The 21,438-nt window shown below is 68.5% G+C and carries 14 protein-coding genes and 1 pseudogene; 5 read left to right on the top strand and 10 right to left on the bottom strand.

Going from position 1 to position 21,438, the window contains the following annotated elements; all coding sequences use genetic code 11:
• From QSK36_RS40050 to QSK36_RS40025, 6 genes and pseudogenes are all read right to left on the bottom strand, one after another.
• Nucleotides 1-583, bottom strand: a pseudogene (locus tag QSK36_RS40050) (Fe-S oxidoreductase); the annotation flags it as partial.
• An 86-nt stretch (nt 584-669) separates the two neighbouring features.
• Nucleotides 670-2,823 carry a methylmalonyl-CoA mutase gene (gene scpA, locus QSK36_RS40045; protein ID WP_502883444.1) on the bottom strand — a complete coding sequence of 718 codons (2,154 nt, stop codon included), beginning with the start codon at nt 2,821-2,823 and terminating at the stop codon, nt 670-672.
• Nucleotides 2,820-4,583, bottom strand: coding sequence for a methylmalonyl-CoA mutase family protein (locus QSK36_RS40040; RefSeq protein WP_285786011.1), 1,764 nt, complete (start codon nt 4,581-4,583; stop codon nt 2,820-2,822). The genes scpA and QSK36_RS40040 overlap by 4 nt, the downstream gene beginning before the upstream one ends.
• On the bottom strand, nt 4,580-6,328 hold the full coding sequence (locus QSK36_RS40035; protein WP_285786014.1) for an acetyl/propionyl/methylcrotonyl-CoA carboxylase subunit alpha: 1,749 nt from the start codon (nt 6,326-6,328) through the stop codon (nt 4,580-4,582). The genes QSK36_RS40040 and QSK36_RS40035 overlap by 4 nt, the downstream gene beginning before the upstream one ends.
• An 8-nt stretch (nt 6,329-6,336) precedes the next feature.
• On the bottom strand, nt 6,337-6,555 hold the full coding sequence (locus QSK36_RS40030; protein WP_285786010.1) for an acyl-CoA carboxylase epsilon subunit: 219 nt from the start codon (nt 6,553-6,555) through the stop codon (nt 6,337-6,339).
• Nucleotides 6,552-8,117 (bottom strand): acyl-CoA carboxylase subunit beta, encoded by a 1,566-nt coding sequence (locus QSK36_RS40025; RefSeq protein WP_285786009.1) that lies wholly within the window; start codon nt 8,115-8,117, stop codon nt 6,552-6,554. The genes QSK36_RS40030 and QSK36_RS40025 overlap by 4 nt, the downstream gene beginning before the upstream one ends.
• A 91-nt stretch (nt 8,118-8,208) precedes the next feature.
• On the opposite strand from QSK36_RS40025, the gene QSK36_RS40020 reads away from it, so the two are divergent.
• Nucleotides 8,209-8,910, top strand: coding sequence for a TetR family transcriptional regulator (locus QSK36_RS40020; RefSeq protein WP_285786008.1), 702 nt, complete (start codon nt 8,209-8,211; stop codon nt 8,908-8,910).
• 112 nt (nt 8,911-9,022) lie between these two features.
• On the opposite strand, the gene QSK36_RS40015 is transcribed toward QSK36_RS40020, so the two are convergent.
• Genes QSK36_RS40015 through icmF form a run of 3 tightly spaced genes read right to left on the bottom strand, consistent with a single transcriptional unit; the run spans nt 9,023 to nt 13,915 of the window.
• Complete coding sequence (locus QSK36_RS40015) at nt 9,023-9,808, bottom strand: helical backbone metal receptor (protein WP_183541570.1); 786 nt, start codon at nt 9,806-9,808, stop codon at nt 9,023-9,025.
• The gene (locus tag QSK36_RS40010; protein ID WP_285786007.1) at nt 9,805-10,668 is read right to left on the bottom strand and encodes a 3-hydroxybutyryl-CoA dehydrogenase; all 864 of its coding nucleotides are present in this window, start codon (nt 10,666-10,668) and stop codon (nt 9,805-9,807) included. Before QSK36_RS40010 ends, QSK36_RS40015 begins: the two co-directional genes overlap by 4 nt.
• A gap of 25 nt (nt 10,669-10,693) precedes the next feature.
• Nucleotides 10,694-13,915 carry a fused isobutyryl-CoA mutase/GTPase IcmF gene (icmF, locus tag QSK36_RS40005; RefSeq protein WP_285786006.1) on the bottom strand — a complete coding sequence of 1,074 codons (3,222 nt, stop codon included), beginning with the start codon at nt 13,913-13,915 and terminating at the stop codon, nt 10,694-10,696.
• A gap of 169 nt (nt 13,916-14,084) precedes the next feature.
• On the opposite strand from icmF, the gene QSK36_RS40000 reads away from it, so the two are divergent.
• A complete protein-coding gene (locus QSK36_RS40000; RefSeq protein WP_285786005.1) occupies nt 14,085-15,266 on the top strand; it encodes a thiolase family protein in 1,182 nt (393 codons plus the stop codon).
• Nucleotides 15,267-15,535: 269 nt separating this feature from the next.
• On the opposite strand, the gene QSK36_RS39995 is transcribed toward QSK36_RS40000, so the two are convergent.
• Nucleotides 15,536-15,664, bottom strand: coding sequence for a hypothetical protein (locus QSK36_RS39995; protein WP_285786004.1), 129 nt, complete (start codon nt 15,662-15,664; stop codon nt 15,536-15,538).
• Between the two features lie 199 nt (nt 15,665-15,863).
• On the opposite strand from QSK36_RS39995, the gene QSK36_RS39990 reads away from it, so the two are divergent.
• The 3 genes from QSK36_RS39990 (at nt 15,864) to QSK36_RS39980 (ending at nt 21,397) form a co-directional block, all read left to right on the top strand.
• Entirely contained in the window at nt 15,864-18,980 is a 3,117-nt protein-coding gene (locus QSK36_RS39990; protein WP_285786003.1) for a tetratricopeptide repeat protein, read from the top strand.
• A gap of 363 nt (nt 18,981-19,343) precedes the next feature.
• Entirely contained in the window at nt 19,344-20,837 is a 1,494-nt protein-coding gene (locus tag QSK36_RS39985; RefSeq protein WP_285786002.1) for a reverse transcriptase domain-containing protein, read from the top strand.
• The gene (locus QSK36_RS39980; protein WP_285786001.1) at nt 20,834-21,397 is read left to right on the top strand and encodes a hypothetical protein; all 564 of its coding nucleotides are present in this window, start codon (nt 20,834-20,836) and stop codon (nt 21,395-21,397) included. The genes QSK36_RS39985 and QSK36_RS39980 overlap by 4 nt, the downstream gene beginning before the upstream one ends.
• The last annotated feature ends 41 nt before the right edge of the window (nt 21,398-21,438 follow it).

Here is a 21,438-nt window from a genome sequence, read left to right as displayed (position 1 = left end):
AGGCACCCGAGTCATAGGGGAAGTTGCCGTTGGCGGCCGCGGAGCCCCGGGCGAGGAACAGCGTCCAGATGATGTTGAAGATCATGAACAGGACCAGCCAGGCCCCGCCCAGGTGGGAGCCGGAGAAACGGGAGCCGCGCCCGAGCTTCTTCGGCGAGTTCTTGATCCGGATGGCGGTGAACGCGACCAGCCCGAGCAGGCAGGCGACCGCGATGAAGTCCTGCAGGAAGCCCAGCACCGGCCAGGTCCCGATAAGCGGGATGTGGAAGTCCGAGTGCCCGGTGATCGCGCCCTGGGTGATCGCGCCGTACGCCTCGATGTAGACGGTCAGCAGGATGAAGAACGCCCACATGACGAAGAAGTGGGCGGTTCCGGACGGGGTCCACTTCAGCAGTTTGCGCTGGCCGAAGACCTCGACCAGCTGGGCCTTGATCTCGGCGCCGGCGTGTTCCTTGGCGTACTCGATCCGCTCCGGGGCCGGCTGGCCGCTGGTGGCGAGCCGGTAGAGGAACAGCACGCGACGGCCCGCCAGTGCGACCGCCACGGCGGTCGCGACGAGGCCCACAATCGCTACCCAGAGCACGAGTCACTCCATTTCATCAGGCATTCCAACCGTTATGGGTACTTGGCATTACGACCCTGCCGGTAACCGGCGGTCGGAAAGGAACATCAGGCAGCCAGGTCGTGGCCCAGCCGGGCCGACAGTTCCCGCACGAGGTCGAGGGCGGCGTCGGTGATGACGGTGCCGGGCAGGAAGACAGCCGTGACCCCGGCGTCCAGCAGCGCGGGGACGTCGCCGGGCGGGATCACGCCGCCTACCACGATCATGATGTCGTCGCCGCCGGCGGCGGCCAGTTCCCCTCGTAGGGCGGGCACCAGCGTGAGGTGCCCGGCGGCCTGAGACGAGACGCCGACGATGTGCACGTCGGCCTCGACGGCCTGGCGGGCGACCTCGGCCGGGGTCTGGAACAGCGGGCCGACGTCCACGTCGAAGCCCAGGTCGGCGAAGCCGCTGGCGATCACCTTCTGGCCCCGGTCGTGGCCGTCCTGGCCCATCTTGGCCACCAGGATCCGCGGTCGCCGCCCCTCGGCCTCGGCGAAGCGGTCGCTGGCCTCGCGGACGGCCTCGGCACCGGAGCCCATTTCCTGCCGGTACACCCCGGAGATGGTCTGCACGTTCGCCTGGTGCCGCCCGAACACCTTCTCCAGCGCCTCGGAGATCTCCCCCACGGTGGCGTGCGCCCGGGCCGCGTCCACCGCCAGGGCCAGCAGGTTGCCGTCCGAGGCCGCCCCGCGGGTGAGCGCGTCCAGCGCGGCGCGTACGGCCTCGCCGTCGCGTTCGGCCCGCAACCTGCGCAGCCGCTCGACCTGCCGGGCGCGTACGGCGGTGTTGTCGACCTTGAGCACCTCCACCTCCGGTCCGGCGTCGGTGCGGTACCTGTTGACGCCGATCACCGGCTGGAGGCCGGAGTCGATGCGGGCCTGGGTGCGGGCGGCCGCCTCCTCGATGCGGAGCTTCGGCAGCCCGGCCTCGATCGCCCTGGCCATGCCGCCCGCCGCCTCCACCTCGGCGATGTGCTGCCGCGCCTTGGCCGCGAGCTGCCGGGTGAGGGTTTCGACGTAGTAGGAGCCGCCCCAGGGGTCGATGACCCGGGTTGTGCCCGACTCGTGCTGAAGCACGAGCTGGGTGTTGCGGGCGATCCGCGCCGAGAAATCCGTGGGCAGCGCGAGCGCCTCGTCCAGGGCGTTGGTGTGCAGCGACTGGGTGTGCCCCTGGGTGGCGGCCATCGCCTCCAGGCAGGTGCGCACGACGTTGTTGTAGACGTCCTGGGCGGTCAGCGACCATCCGGAGGTCTGGGAGTGCGTGCGCAGGGCCAGCGACCTGGGATCCTCGGCCCCGAAATCCTTCACCAGGCCCGCCCACAGCAGCCGGGCCGCGCGGAGCTTGGCCACCTCCATGAAGAAGTTCATGCCGATGCACCAGAAGAACGACAGCCGCGGCGCGAACGCGTCGATGCCGAGGCCCGCGGCGGTCCCCGCCCGCAGATACTCCACCCCGTCGGCCAGCGTGTAGGCCAACTCCAGATCGCAGGTGGCCCCGGCCTCCTGCAGGTGGTAGCCGGAGATGGAGATGGAGTTGAAGCGCGGCATGTTCGCCGAGGTGTAGGCGAAGATGTCGGAGATGATCCGCATCGACGGGCCCGGCGGATAGATGTAGGTGTTGCGGACCATGAACTCCTTGAGGATGTCGTTCTGGATGGTCCCGCTGAGCTGCTCCGGCTTCACCCCCTGCTCCTCGGCGGCCACGATGTACAGCGCCAGGATCGGCAGCACCGCGCCGTTCATCGTCATCGACACGCTCATGCGGTCCAGCGGGATGCCGTCGAACAGGATCCGCATGTCGAGAATCGAGTCGATCGCCACCCCCGCCATGCCGACATCGCCCGCGACCCGCGGATGGTCGGAGTCGTACCCGCGGTGCGTGGCCAGGTCGAAGGCCACCGACAGGCCCTTCTGCCCGGCCGCGAGGTTCCGCCGGTAGAACGCGTTGGACTCCTCCGCCGTGGAGAAACCCGCGTACTGCCGGATCGTCCACGGCCGCGTCACGTACATCGTCGGGTACGGCCCGCGCACGTACGGCGCGATGCCCGGATAGGTCCGCGGGTCGTACTCCCCCGCCGCGGCCGGCGCCTCCAGGTCCGCGGAGGTGTAGAACGGCCTGATCGGGATGCCCTCCGGGCTCTCCCACCCGCCCTCGACGCTCTGCTGCGGATCCGGTCTCCCGGATCCGGTCAGGGCCACGCCTCGGAAGTCCGGGATCACTCGTCCACCTCCAGATCCGCGAGGGTCGTGCGCAGCACCTGGATCACGTCGCACCCCGCGTACAGGTTTCCGTCCACGCCGTCGTACCGGCCCCGGCCGGCCAGCCAGACCCGGACCGCGCCCGCCTTCCGCAGCGTCCGCGCGACGGCGGACGCGTGCTCGGCGTACAGCGCGTCGCCGGAGCACAGGCACGCCACCGCGCTGCCGCTCGCGGCGAACTCCTCCGCGATCGCGTCCGGGTCGGTGGCCGGGCTCGATGTGACCGTCTCGATGCCGCCGGCCTGGAACAGTCCCGCCGCGAACGACACCCGGGCTCCGTACTCCCCCGCCGGGCCGACGGCGGCCAGGAACACCTTCGGCCGGACGGGCAAGGCCTCGGCCCGGTCGCGCACGTCCTCGAACTCCTGGGCGTGGCGGATCCTCGGCAGCGCGCCCTCGGGCAACCTCGGCGTGGGAGTGCGGGCGGGCGGCGCCTCGGATAGGTCGGGGAATTGGCTGACCCCGACGATCGGCGCCTTCCGGCGCGCGATGTCGCGCGACCTGCTCTCCCTGGTCCGCGCGACCTTTCCGTGCACGAGTCCCGAGGCGAGGGCCTCGGTCATCCCGCCCGCCTCCTCGATCTCCTGGAACCACTGCCAGGCCTTCTCCGCGAGGTCGGCCGTGAGCCGTTCGACGTACCAGGACCCGGCCGCCGGGTCGGTCGCCCTGGCCACCTGGCCCTCCTCGACCAGCAAGGTGGAGGTGTTGCGGGCGATCCGGCGGGAGAAGCCGTCCGGCAGGCCGAGCGCGTCGTCGAACGGCCGCACGGTCACCGCGTCGGCACCGCCCACGCCCGCCGCGAAACACGCCAGCGTCGTACGCAGCATGTTCGTCCACGGGTCCCGACGGGTCATCATCGCCGCCGAGGTCACCGCGTGCTGGAACTGACCAGGCGGCCCGCCGCAGACCTCGGCCACCCGCGCCCACAGCACCCGGGCCGCCCGCAGCTTGGCGATCGTGGCGAACTGATCGGCGGTCGCCGCGTACCGGAACTCCAACTGGCCGAAGGCCTCGCTCACGCCGAGCCCGTGACCGGTGAGCGTCCGCAGGTAGGCCAGGCCCGTCGCGATCGAGCAGCCGAGCTCTTCGGCGTCGCTGCCACCGGCCTCGTGATAGATCGTGGCGTCGGCGACGACCGCGCGCACGCCGGACAGGCCGTCGACGCAGCGGCGCGCGAGCTCGGCCATGTCCGAGAGGTCAGGCGTCGCGCCGGAACGACTTAACCGGCCGAGCGGGTCGGCGCCGAAGGCGCCTTTGAGAGCCACGCCTGGGACGCCTCGTTTCGCGGCCACGGCCAGGAGCGCGTCCGCCGCCTCTCGGGTCCGGTCGCCCGCGTCCAGCGTGATCGAGATCCAGTCGAGGTGAACGCCGTCGAGGACCCCGGGCAGGTCCTGGGGGGCGGCGGCGAGCCAGAGCGAGTCGGCGCCGTTCTCCAGGTCGGTCAGCACGGCCTCCGGGTCGGCGACCTCGTGGCGCTGCCGCACCTCCCACGGGGCGCCGGGCCCGCGGCCACCGGGCACGTACGGCGGGAGGCCGGGAAGGCCGGCCGTCTCCGGCAGGTCCGTGGCGTCGTGGAGCGGGGCGACGGTGATGCCGTCGTAGGTCGTGCTCGCCAGCGCCTGTTCCGGCGACTCGCTCTCCACTCCCGACCGGCGCAGGACCTCCCGCGCCAGTTCCCGCCACTGCTCCCGGCTGGCGGGCGGGAAACCGGTGCCGCTCATGCCCGGTCCTTGATCTCGCAGATGACCGCGCCCGCAGCCACGGTCGCGCCCACGTCAGCGGAGAGGCCAACCACCGTGCCGCCCTTGTGAGCGGTCAGCGGCTGCTCCATCTTCATCGCCTCAAGGACGACGATGGTGTCGCCGGACTCGACGGTGTCGCCGTCGGCGACGACGACCTTCACGATCGTGCCCTGCATCGGGCTGACGAGGGAGTCCCCGCTCGCCGCCTTCTTCGCCGCACCGCCGCCCGACCTCCGGGGCGTCGCCTTCCTCAGCTCGGCGCGGCCGGCGGTGCCCAGGCCGGCGGGCAGGACGACCTCAAGGCGCTTGCCGCCGACCTCGACCGTGATCCGCTCGCGCTCGGCGGGCTCGGCCGCCTCCACGGCCCCCTCGTACGGCGGGATCCCGCCCGCGAACTCGGTCTCGATCCACCGGGTGTGCACGGAGAACGGCTCGCCGGTGAAGGCGGGGTCGTCCACCACGGCCCGGTGGAACGGCAGCACGGTCGGCATGCCGCCGATCTCGAACTCGGCCAGCGCGCGTCGCGACCGCTCCAGCGCCTGCTCACGGGTCGCGCCGGTGACGATCAGCTTGGCCACGAGCGAGTCAAACGCCTGCGGCACGCTCATCCCGGTCTCGTAGCCACCGTCCAGCCGCACGCCGGGGCCGGACGGGACGCACATCGACGTGATCGTCCCCGGCGCGGGCAGGAAGTTGCGGCCCGCGTCCTCGGCGTTGACGCGGAACTCGATGGAGTGGCCGCGCAGCACGGGGTCGTCGTAGCCCAGCGGCTCGCCGTCGGCGACGCGGAACATCTCACGGACCAGGTCGATGCCGGCGACCTCCTCGCTGACCGGGTGCTCGACCTGCAGCCGGGTGTTGACCTCAAGGAAGGAGATCGTGCCGTCCTGCCCGACGAGGAACTCACACGTCCCGGCGCCGACGTAGCCCGCCTCGCGCAGGATCGCCTTGGAGGAGGAGTAGAGGAGTTCGAGCTGCTCGTCGGTCAGGAACGGGGCCGGGGCCTCCTCCACCAGCTTCTGGTGCCGGCGCTGGAGTGAGCAGTCGCGGGTGGACACGACCACGACGTCGCCGTGCCGGTCGGCCAGGCACTGGGTCTCGACGTGACGCGGCCGGTCGAGGTAGCGCTCGACGAAGCACTCCCCGCGCCCGAAGGCGGTGACGGCCTCGCGCACCGCGGACTCGTACAGGTCGGGGATCTCCTCCATGGTGCGGGCCACCTTGAGCCCGCGCCCGCCGCCGCCGAACGCCGCCTTGATCGCGATCGGCAGGCCGTGCTCCGCGGCGAAGGCGACGACCTCGTCCACCCCGGAGACGGGATCGGGGGTCCCGGCAACCAGCGGGGCGCCGACCTTCTGCGCGATGTGCCGCGCCTGGACCTTGTCGCCCAGCGCCGTGATCGCCGAGGGCGGCGGCCCGATCCAGGTCAGCCCGGCGTCGATGACGGCCTGGGCGAAGCCGGCGTTCTCGGCGAGGAAGCCGTATCCCGGGTGGACCGCATCCGCGCCGGACCGCCCCGCCACCTCCATGATCTTCTCGATCGACAGGTAGGTCTCCCCCGGGGCGGCGCCCCCCAGCGCGTACGCCTCGTCGGCCATCCGCGCATGCAGCGCGTCACGGTCCTGGTCGGCGTACACGGCGACGCTGGCGAGGCCGGCGTCCCGGCAGCCCCGGATGACGCGTACAGCGATCTCAGCGCGGTTGGCGACCAGTACCTTCCGGATGGTTGTGCTCACAGACGTCCTCCAAGACTCCGGATCGACTCCCGCCACCCCTGCGGACCGGTCGCAAGGGGACGGCGCAACGCGTGCCGGCACGCCAGATTCCGCCAGCCGGAGGGCATCGGCGGAGCGGCGGGTACGGTGGGCCGTCGCACCGCGAGCAGCGCCACTGCCAGCGCGGCCAGCTCCTCGGGCGACGGAGTGCCCTTCATGACCCGGAACTCGGTCACAGCGGGATGTTCCCGTGTTTCTTGGGCGGCAGGGCGGCCCGTTTGCCGCGCAGCATCCGCAGTGCGCGGACGACCTCGCGCCGGGTCTCGCGGGGTGCGATCACCGCGTCGACGTAGCCGCGTTCGGCCGCCAGGTATGGCGTGGCGAGGGTGTCCTCGTACTCACGCACCAGCTCGGCCCGCAGCGCGTCGGGATCACCGGCCGCGGCCAGCGTCCTGCGGTGCAGGATGTTGACCGCACCCTGGGCACCCATCACGGCGACCTGGGCGGTCGGCCAGGCGAGGTTGACGTCCGCGCCGAGGTGCTTGGACCCCATGACGTCGTACGCCCCGCCGTACGCCTTGCGGGTGATGACCGTGACGAGCGGCACCGTGGCCTCGGCGTAGGCGTACAGGAGCTTGGCGCCGCGGCGGATGATGCCGTTCCACTCCTGGTCGGTGCCCGGGAGGAAGCCCGGCACGTCCACGAGCGTCAGCACCGGGATGCCGAACGCGTCGCAGGTGCGCACGAACCGCGCGGCCTTCTCGCTCGCGGCGATGTCGAGCGTGCCGGCGAAGCTGCTCGGCTGGTTCGCGACGACGCCCACCGACCGTCCCTCGATCCGGCCGAAACCGACCAGGATGTTCGGCGCGAACAGCGCCTGCACCTCCAGGAACTCGCCGTCGTCCAGCAGGGCGGCGATGACCTCGTGCATGTCGTACGGCTGGTTCGCCGAGTCGGGGATCAGCGTGTCGAGGGCGCGGTCGCCCTCGCTGATCTCCAGGTCCGACTCGAACCCGGCGAAAGGCGGGTCGTCGAGGTTGTTCTGCGGCAGGTACGACAGCAGCGCCCGGGCGTAGTCCAGCGCGTCGTCCTCGTCCTCGGCGAGATAGTGGGCGTTGCCGCTGCGGCTGTTGTGCACGCGGGCGCCGCCCAGCTCCTCGAAGGTCACGTCCTCGCCGGTCACCGTCTTGATGACGTCCGGGCCGGTGACGAACATGTGGGACCCTTCGTCCACCATGATCGTGAAGTCGGTGAGCGCCGGCGAGTAGACGTGCCCGCCCGCGCAGGCCCCCATGATCAACGAGATCTGCGGGATCACGCCCGAGGCGTGCACGTTGCGGCGGAAGATCTCGCCATACAAGGCGAGCGAGACGACGCCCTCCTGGATGCGCGCGCCCGCGCCCTCGTTGATGCCGACGATCGGCGCCCCGATCTTCACGGCCAGGTCCATGACCTTGCAGATCTTCTCGCCGTACACCTCGCCCAGACTCCCGCCGAACACGGTGAAGTCCTGGGAGAAGACGCAAACCGTCCGGCCGCCGACCGTCCCGTGGCCGGTGACCACCCCGTCGCCGGGCACGCGGGTGCGCTCCATGCCGAACGACGTGCTGCGGTGCACGGCCAGGGCGTCCAGTTCGACGAACGACCCCGGGTCGAGCAGCCGCTCGATCCGCTCGCGGGCCGTGAGCTTGCCCTTGGCGTGCTGCTTAACGGCCGCCCGTTTCTCGCCGGCGCGGGTCGCCTCGTCCAGACGCTCTTCCAGCCGGCCGAGGCTGGCCGCGGTGCCATGAGGTTCCATCAATCACTACATTCGGCTTAAGACTGAGTTCCACAATGAAGATACGGAGTCTCGCGACTATGCACAACATCGGGTCCGCGACAATGGCCGCATGGGCACTCCGTCAATCAGCCACCGCCTCGCCGAAGCGGCGGTGGCACTGTTCGACGAGAACGGGTACGACGAGACGACCGTTGACGACATCGCGGCCCGCGCGGGGGTGAGTCGCAGCACGTTCTTCCGCTATTACCGGTCGAAGGAAGACGCGATCTTCCCCGACCACGACACGCTGCTCGCCCAGGTGGACGCCCGCCTGCGCGCCTCCACCTCGGACACCGGAATCGTCGCCGTGACCGACGCGGTCCGCATCGTGCTGGCGCACTACGTCGAAGACGCCGAGGTGTCCCTGCGCCGCTACAGCCTCGTACGTCGGGTGCCGGCCCTGCGCGACCGGGAGATCGCCAGCGTCGCCCGCTACCAGCGGCTGTTCCGCGAGTTCATCGGCAAATGGCTGGTCGGAACCCCCGACGCCGACCTGCGCGCCGAACTCATGGCCGCCTCGGTCGTCGCCGCACACAACCAGGTCCTGCGCGGCTGGCTGCGCACCGGAGGGACGTACGACCCCTCGCCTCTCCTCGACCACGCTATGGGCTATGTGGTCGCCATCTTCCGGCATTGGGAACAGCCCGGGAAGAGCGGAGACGACGAGGTCGTCGTCGCCACCTTCAGCCGCTCGGCCTCTCCTCAGGCCGTCATGGAGGCCATCCAGGCCCATCTGCAGCCTCGTTCCCCCAAGACGGGCGAAGAGCACTGAAACTCGTATGAGCCTGGCAGGCGGCATGCTGCGGTGGAAATGATCGGACGGAGAACGGATGTGCCGGGGCTATGCGACCGGCGTGTCAGGCGTCCGTACGCGGCCGGGGACGTCAGGGATCCACGGACGCGGAACTCAACTGGCCGGCGAGGACGGCGGGGGCGTGCACCAGCGAAGGGCCGTACCAGGTGAGGTAGCGCCCGCTGACCAGTGCGCAGGCGACGCCGGGGAAGCACTCGGGGCCGTCGTCGGCGGTGAACCGGTACGGCTCGTCCGGCAGCACCACGAGATCGGGCCGGACGGCGCGGAGCCGCTCCATCGGAATCTTCGGGTAGCGCCCGGGGTGATCGGCGTACACGTTGTCCACCCCCAGCCGGGCGAGCACGTCGCCGGTGAAGGTGTCACGCCCGACGACCATCCAGGGACGCCGCCAGACGGGGACCACCGCCCGGCGGCGTACGGTGACCGGCGGCCGGCGCCAGGCGCGGGCCGCCTCGTCCAGCCAGCCGGGACGAGGCAGCCTGCACGCCACGGTGAGCATGCGGCCCAGCGACGCCAGCGCCTCGTCCACCGTGCGGATCATCGTCGTCCAGACCGGGAGTCCGGCGTCGCGCAGCGCCTCCAGGTCGGCCTGCCGGTTCTCCTCGAAGTTGGCCAGCACGACGTCGGGCCGCAGCGAACGGATCCGGTTCAGGTCGGGGTTCTTGGTCCCGCGGACCCTTGTGACGTCCAGGCCGGCCGGATGGCTGCACCAGTCGGTGGCCCCGGCGAGGACCTCCCGCCGGGTGGCCGCGACGGCCTCGGTCAGTGACGGGACGAGTGAGACCACGCGGCGCACCCGCGCGGGGACGAGCACCGGGCAGCCGAGGTCATCCCGCTCCGCCGTACCTTCCGTCATGATCGGTAATCGTAGAAGCCCCGGCCGGACTTGCGGCCGAGGAACCCGGCCTGCACCATGCGGCGCAGCAGCGGCGGCGGCGCATAGTGCGGCTCCGCGAACTCCGCGTGCAGGGACTCGGCGATGGCGAGCAGCGTGTCGAGGCCGATCAGGTCCGACAGCCGCAGCGGGCCCATGGGGTGGGCACAGCCCAGCGTCATGCCCGTGTCGACGTCTTCGGCGGTGGCGTGGCCGGCCTCCACCATGCGGACGGCCGACAGCAGGTACGGCACCAGCAGCGCGTTGACCACGAAGCCGGACCGGTCGGGGGCGACGATCGCGGTCTTGCCGAGGGCTCCGGTGGCGAACTCCCTGGCGCGTGAGACCGTGACGGGGTCGGTGAGGATCGACTCGACCACCTCGACGAGCTTCTGCACCGGAGCCGGGTTGAAGAAGTGCAGGCCGACCACCTGACCCGGACGGCTGGTGGCCTGGGCGATCCGGGCGATGGGGATGGAGGAGGTGTTGGAGGCGAGGATCGCGTCGGGACGCTTCACGATGCGGTCGAGCTCGGTGAACAGCGCGGTTTTGATCTCCGGGTTCTCCGTGGCCGCCTCGATGACGAGGTCGCACCCGGCCAGGTCGTCCAGCTCCGCCGTGTAGGTCAGGCGTCCGCGGGCGGCGTCGAACTCCTCCTGAGCAATCTTGCCTGCCGTGAGCGCTCGCCGCAGGGACGCGTCGAGGCGGGTACGGCCGGCCGCCACCGCCTCGTCGTCGATCTCGCGGACCACGACGTCGATGCCGCGGCGGGCGCAGACCTCGGCGATGCCGGCGCCCATGAGGCCGCAGCCGATCACGCCGACGCGGGTGATGTCCGTCATTGCGTTTTCCTTCTTCGATCGAATTTCAGACGTTGCGGCGGTACTGTCCGCCGATCTCGAACAGCGCCTCGGTGATCTGGCCGAGCGAGCAGACGCGAGCGGTATCCATCAGGACCTCGAAGGCGTTGTCGTCCGACATGGCCGCCCGCCGGAGGCGGGCCAGCGCCGCCTCCGCCTCCTCGGCGTGCGCCTGGTGGAAGGACCGCAGCCGCGTGAGCTGAGACCGCTTTTCGTCCTCGGTGCCGCGGGCGAGCTCCAGCGGGCCGTGCTGGATCTCGCCGCCGGGGTTGCGGAAGGTGTTGACACCGATGATCGGCAGGCTGCCGTCGTGCTTGCGCCGCTCGTACAGCATGGACTCGTCCTGGATCTTGCCGCGCTGGTATCCGGTCTCCATGGCCCCCAGCACGCCGCCGCGGTCGGAGATGCGCTCGAACTCCCGCAGGACCGCCTCTTCCACCAGGTCGGTCAGCTCGTCGATGATGAACGATCCCTGCAGCGGGTTCTCGTTGGCGGCCAGACCCCACTCGCGGTTGATGATGAGCTGGATCGCCATGGCCCGCCGTACCGACTCGGCCGAAGGGGTGGTGACGGCCTCGTCGTAGGCGTTGGTGTGCAGGCTGTTGCAGTTGTCGTAGATCGCGATCAGCGCCTGCAGGGTGGTGCGGATGTCGTTGAAGTCCATCTCCTGGGCGTGCAGCGAGCGGCCGGAGGTCTGGATGTGGTACTTCAGCTTCTGCGCCCGCTCGTCCGCGCCGTACCGCTCCCGCATGGCGATCGCCCAGATGCGCCGGGCGACCCGGCCGAGCACGCTGTATTCGGGATCCATGCCGTTGGAGAAGAAGAAGGACAGGTTCGGCGCGAAGTCGTCGACCTTCATGCCGCGGGCGAGGTAGGCCTCCACGTAGGTGAAGCCGTTGGCGAGGGTGAAGGCGAGCTGGCTGATCGGGTTCGCGCCCGCCTCGGCGATGTGATAGCCGGAGATCGACACCGAGTAGAAGTTGCGCACCCCGTTGGCGATGAACCACTCCTGGATGTCGGCCATCATCCGCAAGGAGAACTCGGTGGAGAAGATGCAGGTGTTCTGGCCCTGGTCCTCCTTGAGAATGTCGGCCTGCACGGTGCCGCGTACGGTCGCCAGTGTCCGGGCGCGCAGCCGCGCGGCCTCCTCCGGCGAGGGCTCGCCGCCGTGCTCCTCGCGGTAGCGATCGAGCGCCTGGTCGACGGCCGTGTTGAGGAAGAACGCCAGGATGGTCGGCGCGGGGCCGTTGATGGTCATGGAGACCGAGGTGTTCGGCGCGGACAGGTCGAACCCGTCGTACAGCGCCTTCATGTCCTCCAGCGTGGCGATCGACACGCCCGAGGTGCCGACCTTGCCGTAGATGTCGGGCCGCTCGTCCGGGTCGTGGCCGTACAGGGTGACGGAGTCGAACGCGGTGGACAGCCGGGTCGCCGGCTGGCCCTCCGACAGCAGCCTGAACCGCCGGTTCGTGCGGAACGCGTCGCCCTCCCCCGCGAACATCCGCGTCGGGTCCTCGTCGTCCCGCTTGAACGGGAAGACCCCCGCCGTGAACGGGAACCGTCCCGGCAGGTTCTCCGACCGCAGGAAGCGCAACAGATCGCCGTGGTCGCCGAACCGCGGCAGCGCGACGCGGGGGATGCGGTTGCCCGACAGCGTGTGCCGCCATAGCGGCGTGCGCACTTCCCGGTCGCGAACGCGCACCACGAGCTCGTCGGCCCGGTAGGCCGCGACCGTCGTCTCCCAGTCGTCCAGCGACGCGCGGCTCCCCGGATCGACCGCGGCCTCCGCGCGGCCGAGCAGGTCATCCACCGCCGTGGTGTCCGCGCCCTCCCCGGCGAGCAGCGCGCGGACCTCGGTGAGGTGCTGCCGCCTGCGCGCCGCCTCCGCCTGCTCCACGGTGCGGGCGTGGTACCCGCGGACGGTGTCCGCGATCTCCGCCAGGTAGCGGATCCGGGACGGCGGCACGATCCCGGGCGAGGCCGTGGAGGTCGTTCCCGCGACCTCGGGCAGCGAGCGGGGTCCCGCCGGCAGCCCATGCTCGCTCAGCAGCTCACGCAACCGCAGGTACAGAGCGGTCACACCCTCGTCGTTGAACCGCGAGGCGATCGTCCCGAAGACGGGCATCTCCTCCGGCGGCACCCCGAACGCCTCCCGGTTGCGCACCAGTTGCCGGCGCACATCCCGCAGCGCGTCCTCCGCGCCCCTGCGCTCGAACTTGTTGATCGCCACCGCGTCGGCGAAGTCCAGCATGTCGATCTTCTCCAGCTGGGACGCCGCGCCGAACTCCGGTGTCATGACATACAGGGACACATCGGCATACGGGATGATCGCGGCGTCGCCCTGGCCGATTCCCGGGGTCTCCACGATCACCAGGTCGTACCCCGCCGCCCTGCAGGCGGTGAGCACGTCGCCAATGTGCGGGGGCAGCTCCTGGGCTCCCCTGGTGGCGAGCGAGCGGAAGTACACACCACCGCCGGCCAGGCTGTTCATCCGGATGCGGTCGCCCAGCAGCGCTCCCCCGCCCCGGCGCCGCGTCGGATCCACCGCCACCACGGCCACGCGAAGCTTGCCCTCGTAGTCGAGGCCGATCCGGCGCAGCAACTCGTCGGTGAGGGACGACTTGCCCGACCCGCCGGTGCCGGTGATGCCCAGCACCGGGACTGCGCGCGCGTCCGCGACGCTCCGCAGCTCCGCGAGCCAGCGGTCGTCGGCGGCGCCGGACTCCACCAGCGTGATCGCCCGCGCCAGCGCCCGCTGATCGCCGGCGGCCACCGTCTCAACGGCGGGCGGCTCCCCCGCCGCCAGATCCACGTCGCACGTCTGGGTGATCGTGTTGATCATCCCGGCCAGCCCCAGCCGCTGGCCGTCATCCGGGGAGAAGACGCGCGCGACCCCGCGCGCGTGCAGATGCTCGATCTCCTCGGGCACGATGACCCCGCCGCCTCCGCCGTACACCTTGATATGCCCGGCGCCGCGCTCACGCAGCAGATCCACCAGGTAGGTGAAGAACTCCACGTGCCCGCCCTGGTAGGAACTGACCGCCACCCCCTGCGCGTCCTCCTGGATCGCCGCTGTGACGATCTCCTCCACCGACCGGTTGTGCCCCAGATGGATTACCTCCGCCCCCTGCGACTGCAGGATCCGCCGCATGATGTTGATCGCCGCGTCGTGACCGTCGAACAGTGCAGCCGCCGTGACCAGGCGGACCGGGTGTTGGGGAACGTGCATGGGGGTTCCTTCTGACAGGGCGCTAGGGGACCGCCGCAGCGCAACTTACTAGGACGTCCAAGTAAATACTAGGATGTCCAACAATCTTGGCCGCAGCAGGGCGGGTGTTTCGGAAGCCGACAGGAATCGCCCTGCTCATCGCCGCCCCCTGAAGGAAAGAAGGTGCGCCATGGAGCCTGGCGAGAAGATCGTGGTGGTCGACGGGGCGCGGACCCCGGTCGGTAGCTTCGGGGGCGCGTTGAAGGACGTGCCTGCCCATGAGTTGGGCGCTGTGGCGGTGCAGGAGGCGTTGCGGCGCGCCGGTGTAGGCGGGGCGCAGGTCGATGAGGTGGTGATGGGCTGTATCGGCCAGGTGGGGCCGGACGCGTACAACGCCCGGCGTGTGGCCGTCGCCGCCGGCCTGCCCAGCCAGATCCCGGCCTACACCGTCAATCGGCTGTGCGGCAGCGGGCTGCAGGCGGTGTGGTCGGCGGCGATGCAGATGCGCTGGGGCGGGGTGGACATCGCGGTGGCCGGCGGCGACGAGTCGATGAGCCGGATGCCGTTCTACGACTTCGGCGCGCGGTCGGGCTACAGGCTGGGCGACCGCACGCTCGTCGACGGCACCGTGATGATGCTCACCGACCCGTTCCACGACATGCACATGGGCCGCACCGCCGAGGCCGTCGCGCGCACGTACGACGTGTCGCGGCAGGCGCAGGACGAGTTCGCGCTGGAGTCGCAGCGCCGCGCCGCGACCACGGAGGCGAAGCAGGCGTTCGCCGAGGAGATCACCCCCGTCGAGGTCGGCGGTCGCAGGCCGCACATCGTCGAGGTGGACGAGCACCCCAGGCCGGACACCACTCTGGAGGACCTGGCCCGGCTGAGGCCCGCGTTCGAGGCGGGCGGCACGGTCACCGCGGGCAACGCCTCCGGCATCAACGACGGCGCGGCGGCGCTGGTGCTCGCCCGCGAGTCGGTCGCGGCCGAGCGGGGGCTGGGCGGGCTGGTCAGCCTGGAGGCGGTGGCGACCGCGGCGATGGAACCGGAGCTGATGGGGTACGCCCCGGTGCTCGCGCTGCGCAAACTGTTCGATCAGACCGGCACCACCCCGCGCGACATCGACGTGGTCGAGTTGAACGAGGCGTTCGCCGCGCAGGCCGTCGCGGTCATCCGGGATGCCGGGCTCGACCCGGACAAGACCAACCCGTACGGCGGGGCGATCGCGCTCGGGCATCCGGTCGGGGCCACCGGTGCGATCCTCACCCTGCGGGTCGCCAAGCACCTGGTCCGCCACAACCTGGAACTCGGCGTCGTGACCATGTGCATCGGCGGCGGCCAGGCCCTGGCCGCACTCTTCCGCCGGATCTGACCACCGGCGCGCAGCGGCGGGTGAGCAAGCTCCCCGCCGCTCGCGCTTCCCTGCCCCACCCCGAGCGCCTCTGACACGGAACTGCTCGGGCCCCAGGGCGTGTGGCACCTCATCGAGCTCCACCGCCCAGAGACAACGAGCCGGAGACACAATGCCCGATGGAACGCCGGCCCACCGTCCCTCCCCTCCGCGCGCCGATGACCGCGCGCCGGGGATCACCCGTACGGGGAGTACAGCCACGCCGGGAATGAGTTTCCGCTGGTCGTGTCCTACTTGAGGAGCTGGCGGGCCATGACCATGCGCTGGATCTGGTTGGTGCCCTCGTAGATCTGGGTGTTCTGCGTCGTGCTCTTGGCGCACCTGGGCCGGCTACCCGACCAGGCCTTCGACCAGGGCATACGCTTGTCGATGCCTGCGGCCGATTCTCGCTGCCTTTCGGGCTCTCACGGAACACCCACGGAACAAGATCACAGCTCTGGGCGCTCGAGCCAATCCTGAGTGCTGAATCTAAGGATGGGGGCCGGGGCCAGATCACGGTCCCGGCGCAATTGACCGTGTTCACGCTTGTTGATCTCGGTAGGTCGTGATCCTAGAGTCATGGGCGACAGGTACCGTGGGCGGCCGTTCAGGTTTTTGCTGCTGCTGATAGCGGCAGGCGTGGTGGCAGCGGTGATGCCGTGGGCGCCCTCGACGTGGCCGCTGGCGGTGCGGTTCGTATCGGCCGTGTTGGGGGCGATCGCAGCGGGGGCTGCGGGGTCGTATGTCAGCGAGTGGCTTACTGCCCGCCGGGCGGTCAAGGCGGCGGAAGCTGCCGCGGTTGCTGAGGAGGGGACGCGGCGGGCGGCATTGGCCGCCACGCGCGAGGTGGTCTCAACAGGTGAGAGCGTGGCGGGATTGCTGCGTCCCGAACGCGGAGTGGTCATGTTCGCCGGGCGTGTGGAGGAACTGAAGGCGCTGACCGGCTGGTGCGAGGATGAGGCGGCGTGTCCGGTGCGGTTGCTGACCGGTCAGGGCGGGGTGGGCAAGACCCGGCTAGCCTTGCATCTGGCCGAGTCGTTGCCATTCATGGACTGGGAGTGCCAACAGGTCCGGCCGGGCCAAGAGGTGGCGGCCGTCCGGGCCGCCGGCCAGGCAGATCAGCGGGTGTTGCTGCTAGTCGATTACGCCGAGACCCGCCCCGAACTGCCAGCCATGCTAGCTGAGGTGGCCCGCCTGGAAGCGACTGGGGATGCGGGCAGGCTGCGGGTGTTGTTGCTGGCCCGTCAGGCAGGTGAGTGGTGGACGGAGCTGGACACCGAATCAGATGCGGTCCGGGCTCTGGTGGCGCGCACCCCGGTGCTGGAGTTGGCGCCCGCGTTGGATGCCGATCGCAGCGATCTCCAGGTGATCGAGGAAGCGCTGCCGTTCTTCGCGGCGGCGCGGGGCCGCCCGGTACCGCGAATGTCCTTCACCGTAACTTCGGCAGAGCGGTTGCCGGTCCTGGTGTTGCACGCGGCAGCGCTGGTGGCGGTGCTGGATGAGGAGCAGGGGACGGCCGGGGGGCGGGCGGCTGCGGACTTGGGGGTGTTGGACCGGCTATTGGGGCATGAACGTCGGCTATGGGACAAGACCGCTCGGCGCGCTGGGGTGGGGGTTGCTCTGGCGGTGCTGCAACAGGTGGTCGCCGCGGTGGCGCTGCTGCTGGACGCGCAGGACCATGATGAGGACGCCGTGCGGGCGGTGGTACGGCGGGTGCCCGACCTTGCGCGAGCCGATGATGCGCGGGTGGGGGCGGTGGTGCGATGGCTGCGGCAGGTGTATCCCGGCGGCGGGGAACGGGTGGAGGCGTTGCGGCCCGACCTGCTGGCCGAGCGACACGCCGTCCATGAGCTGATAGCCAATTCGCTGCTGCGCCGGGCTTGTGCGACCGATTTGACCGAGCGGCAAGCGGTGCAGATGTTGACGGTTCTGGTCCGCGCCTGCGCCCATCACGATCAAGGTTCCCGGCTGATCGAGCAGGTGTTGCGGCAGGATCTGACCGGTCTGGCCGCCGCGGCGATCGTGGTCGCGGTCCAGACCGGTCCCCGCCTAGGTGATCTGTTTGCTCATGTGCTGGAAGACGCCCCGGCCGCCGTGGCCGATCTTCAGCAGATTGCTGAGATGGTCCCTTACCCGACAGTGGCCTTGGCCGCTGCTGCTGTGGCGGTGACTCGCCGGGTCCGTGACCTTCTGCCGGTCGGCATCGACCAGACTCAAATAGCCGAATGGAGCAGCAAGTTCGCCACAGTCCTGGCACAAGTAGGTCGGCGGGAAGAGGCTCTGGAAGCCGTCACCGAAGCCGTCACCGTATATCGGTCTCTGGCTGAGACCCGCCCCGACGCCTTCCAGCCCGACCTCGCCATGGCGCTGAACAACCAAGCCACCTGCCTGTCGAACCTGGGGCAGCGGGAGAAAGCGCTAACCGCGATCGAAGAAGCCATCAAGCTCTACCGCACCCTGGCCAAGACCCGCCCCGACGCCTTCCTGCCCGACCTCGCCATGGCGCTGAACAACCAAGCCACCTGCCTGTCGGACCTGGGGCAGCGGAAGGAAGCACTGACCGTCATTGAAGAAGCCGTCCAGATCCGCCGCACCCTGGCCAAGACCCGCCCCGACGCCTTCCAGCCCAGCCTCGCCAGTTCACTGAACAACCAAGCCACCTGCCTGTCGGACCTGGGGCAGCGGAAGGAAGCGCTAACCGCGATCGAAGAAGCCATCAAGCTCTACCGCACCCTGGCCAAGACCCGCCCCGACGCCTTCCAGCCCGAGCTCGCCATGGCGCTGAACAACCAAGCCATCTGCCTGTCGTACCTGGGGCAGCAGGAGAAAGCACTGACCGCGATCGAAGAAGCCATCAAGCTCTACCGCACCCTGGCCAAGACCCGCCCCGACGCCTTCCAGCCCAGCCTCGCCAGCTCACTGAACAACCAAGCCACCTACCTGTCGAACCTGGGGCAGCAGGAGGAAGCGCTAACCGCGATCGAAGAAGCCATCAAGCTCTACCGCACCCTGGCCAAGATTCATCCCGACGCCTTCCTACCCGACCTCGCCATGGCGCTGAACAACCAGGCCAATTGCCTGTCGAGGCTGGGGAAGCGGAAGGAAGCACTGACCGTCATTGAAGAAGCCGTCCAGATCCGCCGCACCCTGGCCAAGACCCGCCCCGACGCCTTCCAGCCCGACCTCGCCAACTCGCTGAACAACCAAGCCGCCTGCCTGTCGAATCTGGGGCAGCAGGAGAAAGCACTGACCGCGATCCAAGAAGCCATCAAGCTCTACCGCACCCTGGCCAAGATTCATCCCGACGCCTTCCTACCCGACCTCGCCATGGCGCTGAACAACCAAGCCACCTGCCTGTCGAATCTGGGAAAGCGGGAGAAAGCACTGACCGCGATCCAAGAAGCCATCAAGCTCTACCACACCCTGGCCAAGACCCACCCCAATGCCTACCTGCCCAACCTGGCGAGAACCCTGGCGGTACAGGGAAAGATCCTGCTTCAGAACAGCAATGCTGTCGAAGCCGCTCCCTTCCTACTTGAGAGCCTGAAGGTTGCACTTGAAGCAGAGCTGGAGGAGCTGCTTCCGCCTGTTGCAGGCCTACTTTGCGAGGCCTATAAGCAAGACCCGGAAGGCGTGGCTCGAGTATGGCGCGAGATCAGCGAAAGCGACCTGCCAGGGTGGGTGACGGACATCTAGGGGGTTCCTCACGAGTGTGGCGTGCGGACGCTGGCCACGGCCGGTGGAAGAGCTGCACCGCTGCGACTGGTGTCCGGCCGGCGTTCGGGCTGCCAGCAGCGGCCCCGCCCTCAATGGCTCTCAATCAGGAGGTCTGCTGGCCGGTACAACACCCGCTGGTATGCCTCCCTGATCGCTTGGCGAGGTTGGCAGTTGCGATGCGGACCTCGCGGCGTTAGTGCCTGCCACCCCGGCGTATACCCTTGCGATCAGCCGACCCAATTAGGATCTATCACCCATAAAGAGACATAGAGATCCCAAGATCATCACAATTTGGCCGTGAGCCGGGTACCTTGTCCCTGGGCATCAGTAGCCGGAGGAACCATGCGCATCGGAGACCACCTTCTCAGTATCACCGCGCTTCAGGACGCGGTCATCGCGGAGCGCGGTTTTCCTCGCCAGCTCGTACCAGCCCCCGTGACTTACGCTGTCCTAAGCCGGAATGAGGATGTCGCGCGTTGGGCATCCCGGAGACTTCGGGGAGATTTCCAGCCGGTCCCCGAGCAGATCGTCCCTGTTCGCAAGCATCGCAACGGAGTACGCCCAATTGCGGAACTCGCATTGAGAGACAGGCTTGCGTTCAGGGCTTTGGTCAACCGCTGGAAGGGAGATATACCGCAGCCGGATAGGTCCGCTACCGCCTACGCGACTTTCAAGCGTGCTCCTCTGGAGGAGGAGTGCTCGCACATCGTGACGGCCGACATTGTTGCCTGCTACCAATACATCGACTATGACCTTTTAGGGCGAGAACTTATCGCCCAGACCGGCGATGTCGATGGCGTAGACGCAGTAATCGGGCTGCTCTTGGGAATCACTGGTCGCAGATTCGGCCTTCCTCAGCAGTCTGCACCCTCGGACGTGCTGGCCGAGGTCTACGTCGATGTACTAGAGCGTGCCCTTCTGCGACGCGGCCTACGGGTATGGCGTTACAACGACGATTTCCTTATAGCTAGCCAATCTTGGTCTGGCGCACTGGAAGCTATCGACATTTTGGAGGAGAACGCTCGCAAAATAGGATTGACCCTCAACGACTCGAAAACACTTATTCAGCGGCGGAGGACGTACGAGACGCAACTCAATATGCGTCAGCATCTCTTTCAAGAAATTGCAGAAGAAGCACAACTCGACCTTACAGAAATCGACATTGGCCCTTATGGTGACACCATAGCCTCCAGTCCGTATCCCGACGATGTTCAGACGGCTGCCTATCTCCGGGTCTTAGAGCTCTGGTCCGATAGGACGCTCGCAGCATCAAAAAAACAAGCTGTCCTCCAGCTCATTCCTAGCGCGTTTAGCCACCTTGCCGGCCTACCTTTCCATAATGAGGTAGTACCGACATGCATGCAAATGCTCCGTAAAGAGCAAACCATGACTCCCCATATCGCAAGGTACCTAAGCTATCTGCCAGATGAGAGTCACCGGTACACGCTTGATCGGTTCACAGAGTTGCTAGAAGACAACGCTTATATGACTGGCTGGCAGGCACTATGGCTCCAGGACCCTTTTGCCAACTACAAGGATTTTCCCCATGGAAGAGGCGGTGAGCGGCGTCGAGAATGGCTGCGGTCGGTCTTCACCTCCACTCGCGCTGGTGAAATAGTACAATCTGCAGCTGCGTATACGCTGGCTCGCCATGGCGCCATCACCGTCGATGAAGTACTAGGTGGCTACGATCGCGCCTCACCTATCTCCCGGCCCGTCTACAGCGCAGCCTTGGGGGCTCTTGGAACTCGTGCGTCTCGCGGTCGCGTTCGATCTGTCACAAGCGAGGACGAGCTCCATCGCTGGACGTACGACTGGGCTGCAGAGCAACAATGACAAGCCGGCAACTGCCGTCTCTTGCGGCCGAGCAGGCCGTGACGGACTTGCGACTCATTCTCGCGGAGCACAAGCGAAGCCAGGCCCCCATTACGCTGCGCCCCGGGCGCATCCCTCTAGCGGGCGGCGACCCAGAGCGCCGACGCCGTGAGCTGACGCTCGCCGCATTGGTTGCAGTTGTTGAACATTTCAGCCTGCACTTGCTTATAAAGACCACTCCAGTAGTGAATGAGTCAAGTGTTGCGAGTTGGCCGAAGCAAGAGAAAGCCTGGAAAGATCACCACAACGTCGACCTGCGGCAGGATACTGCCGAATACTCGGTCGTACGTGGTTTCATTGAGGCTCGCAATGCAGTACTTCACGGACTCGGAGAGCTCACCAAGATGCAACAGCAACCTAATAAGCTGCCCCACGTCCTACAAGACCTTAAAAAAGCACGCATCGAACTTGATGGCATAAGGCTGGTTGTCACGAAGCGAGACCTTGATCGTTGCTCTGAACATTCACGGCGCTTCGTGTCACAGCTCGACCTAATAAGCAGAAGCTTCACTGCGCTTTAGAACACGCTTGCCCAGCTCCCACCCCCGGTAGTCTCCTAGTC

The organism is Microbispora sp. NBRC 16548, assembly GCF_030268985.1.
Taxonomy (GTDB): Bacteria; Actinomycetota; Actinomycetes; order Streptosporangiales; family Streptosporangiaceae; genus Microbispora; species Microbispora catharanthi.
This window is presented reverse-complemented; position numbering and strand designations above follow the sequence as displayed.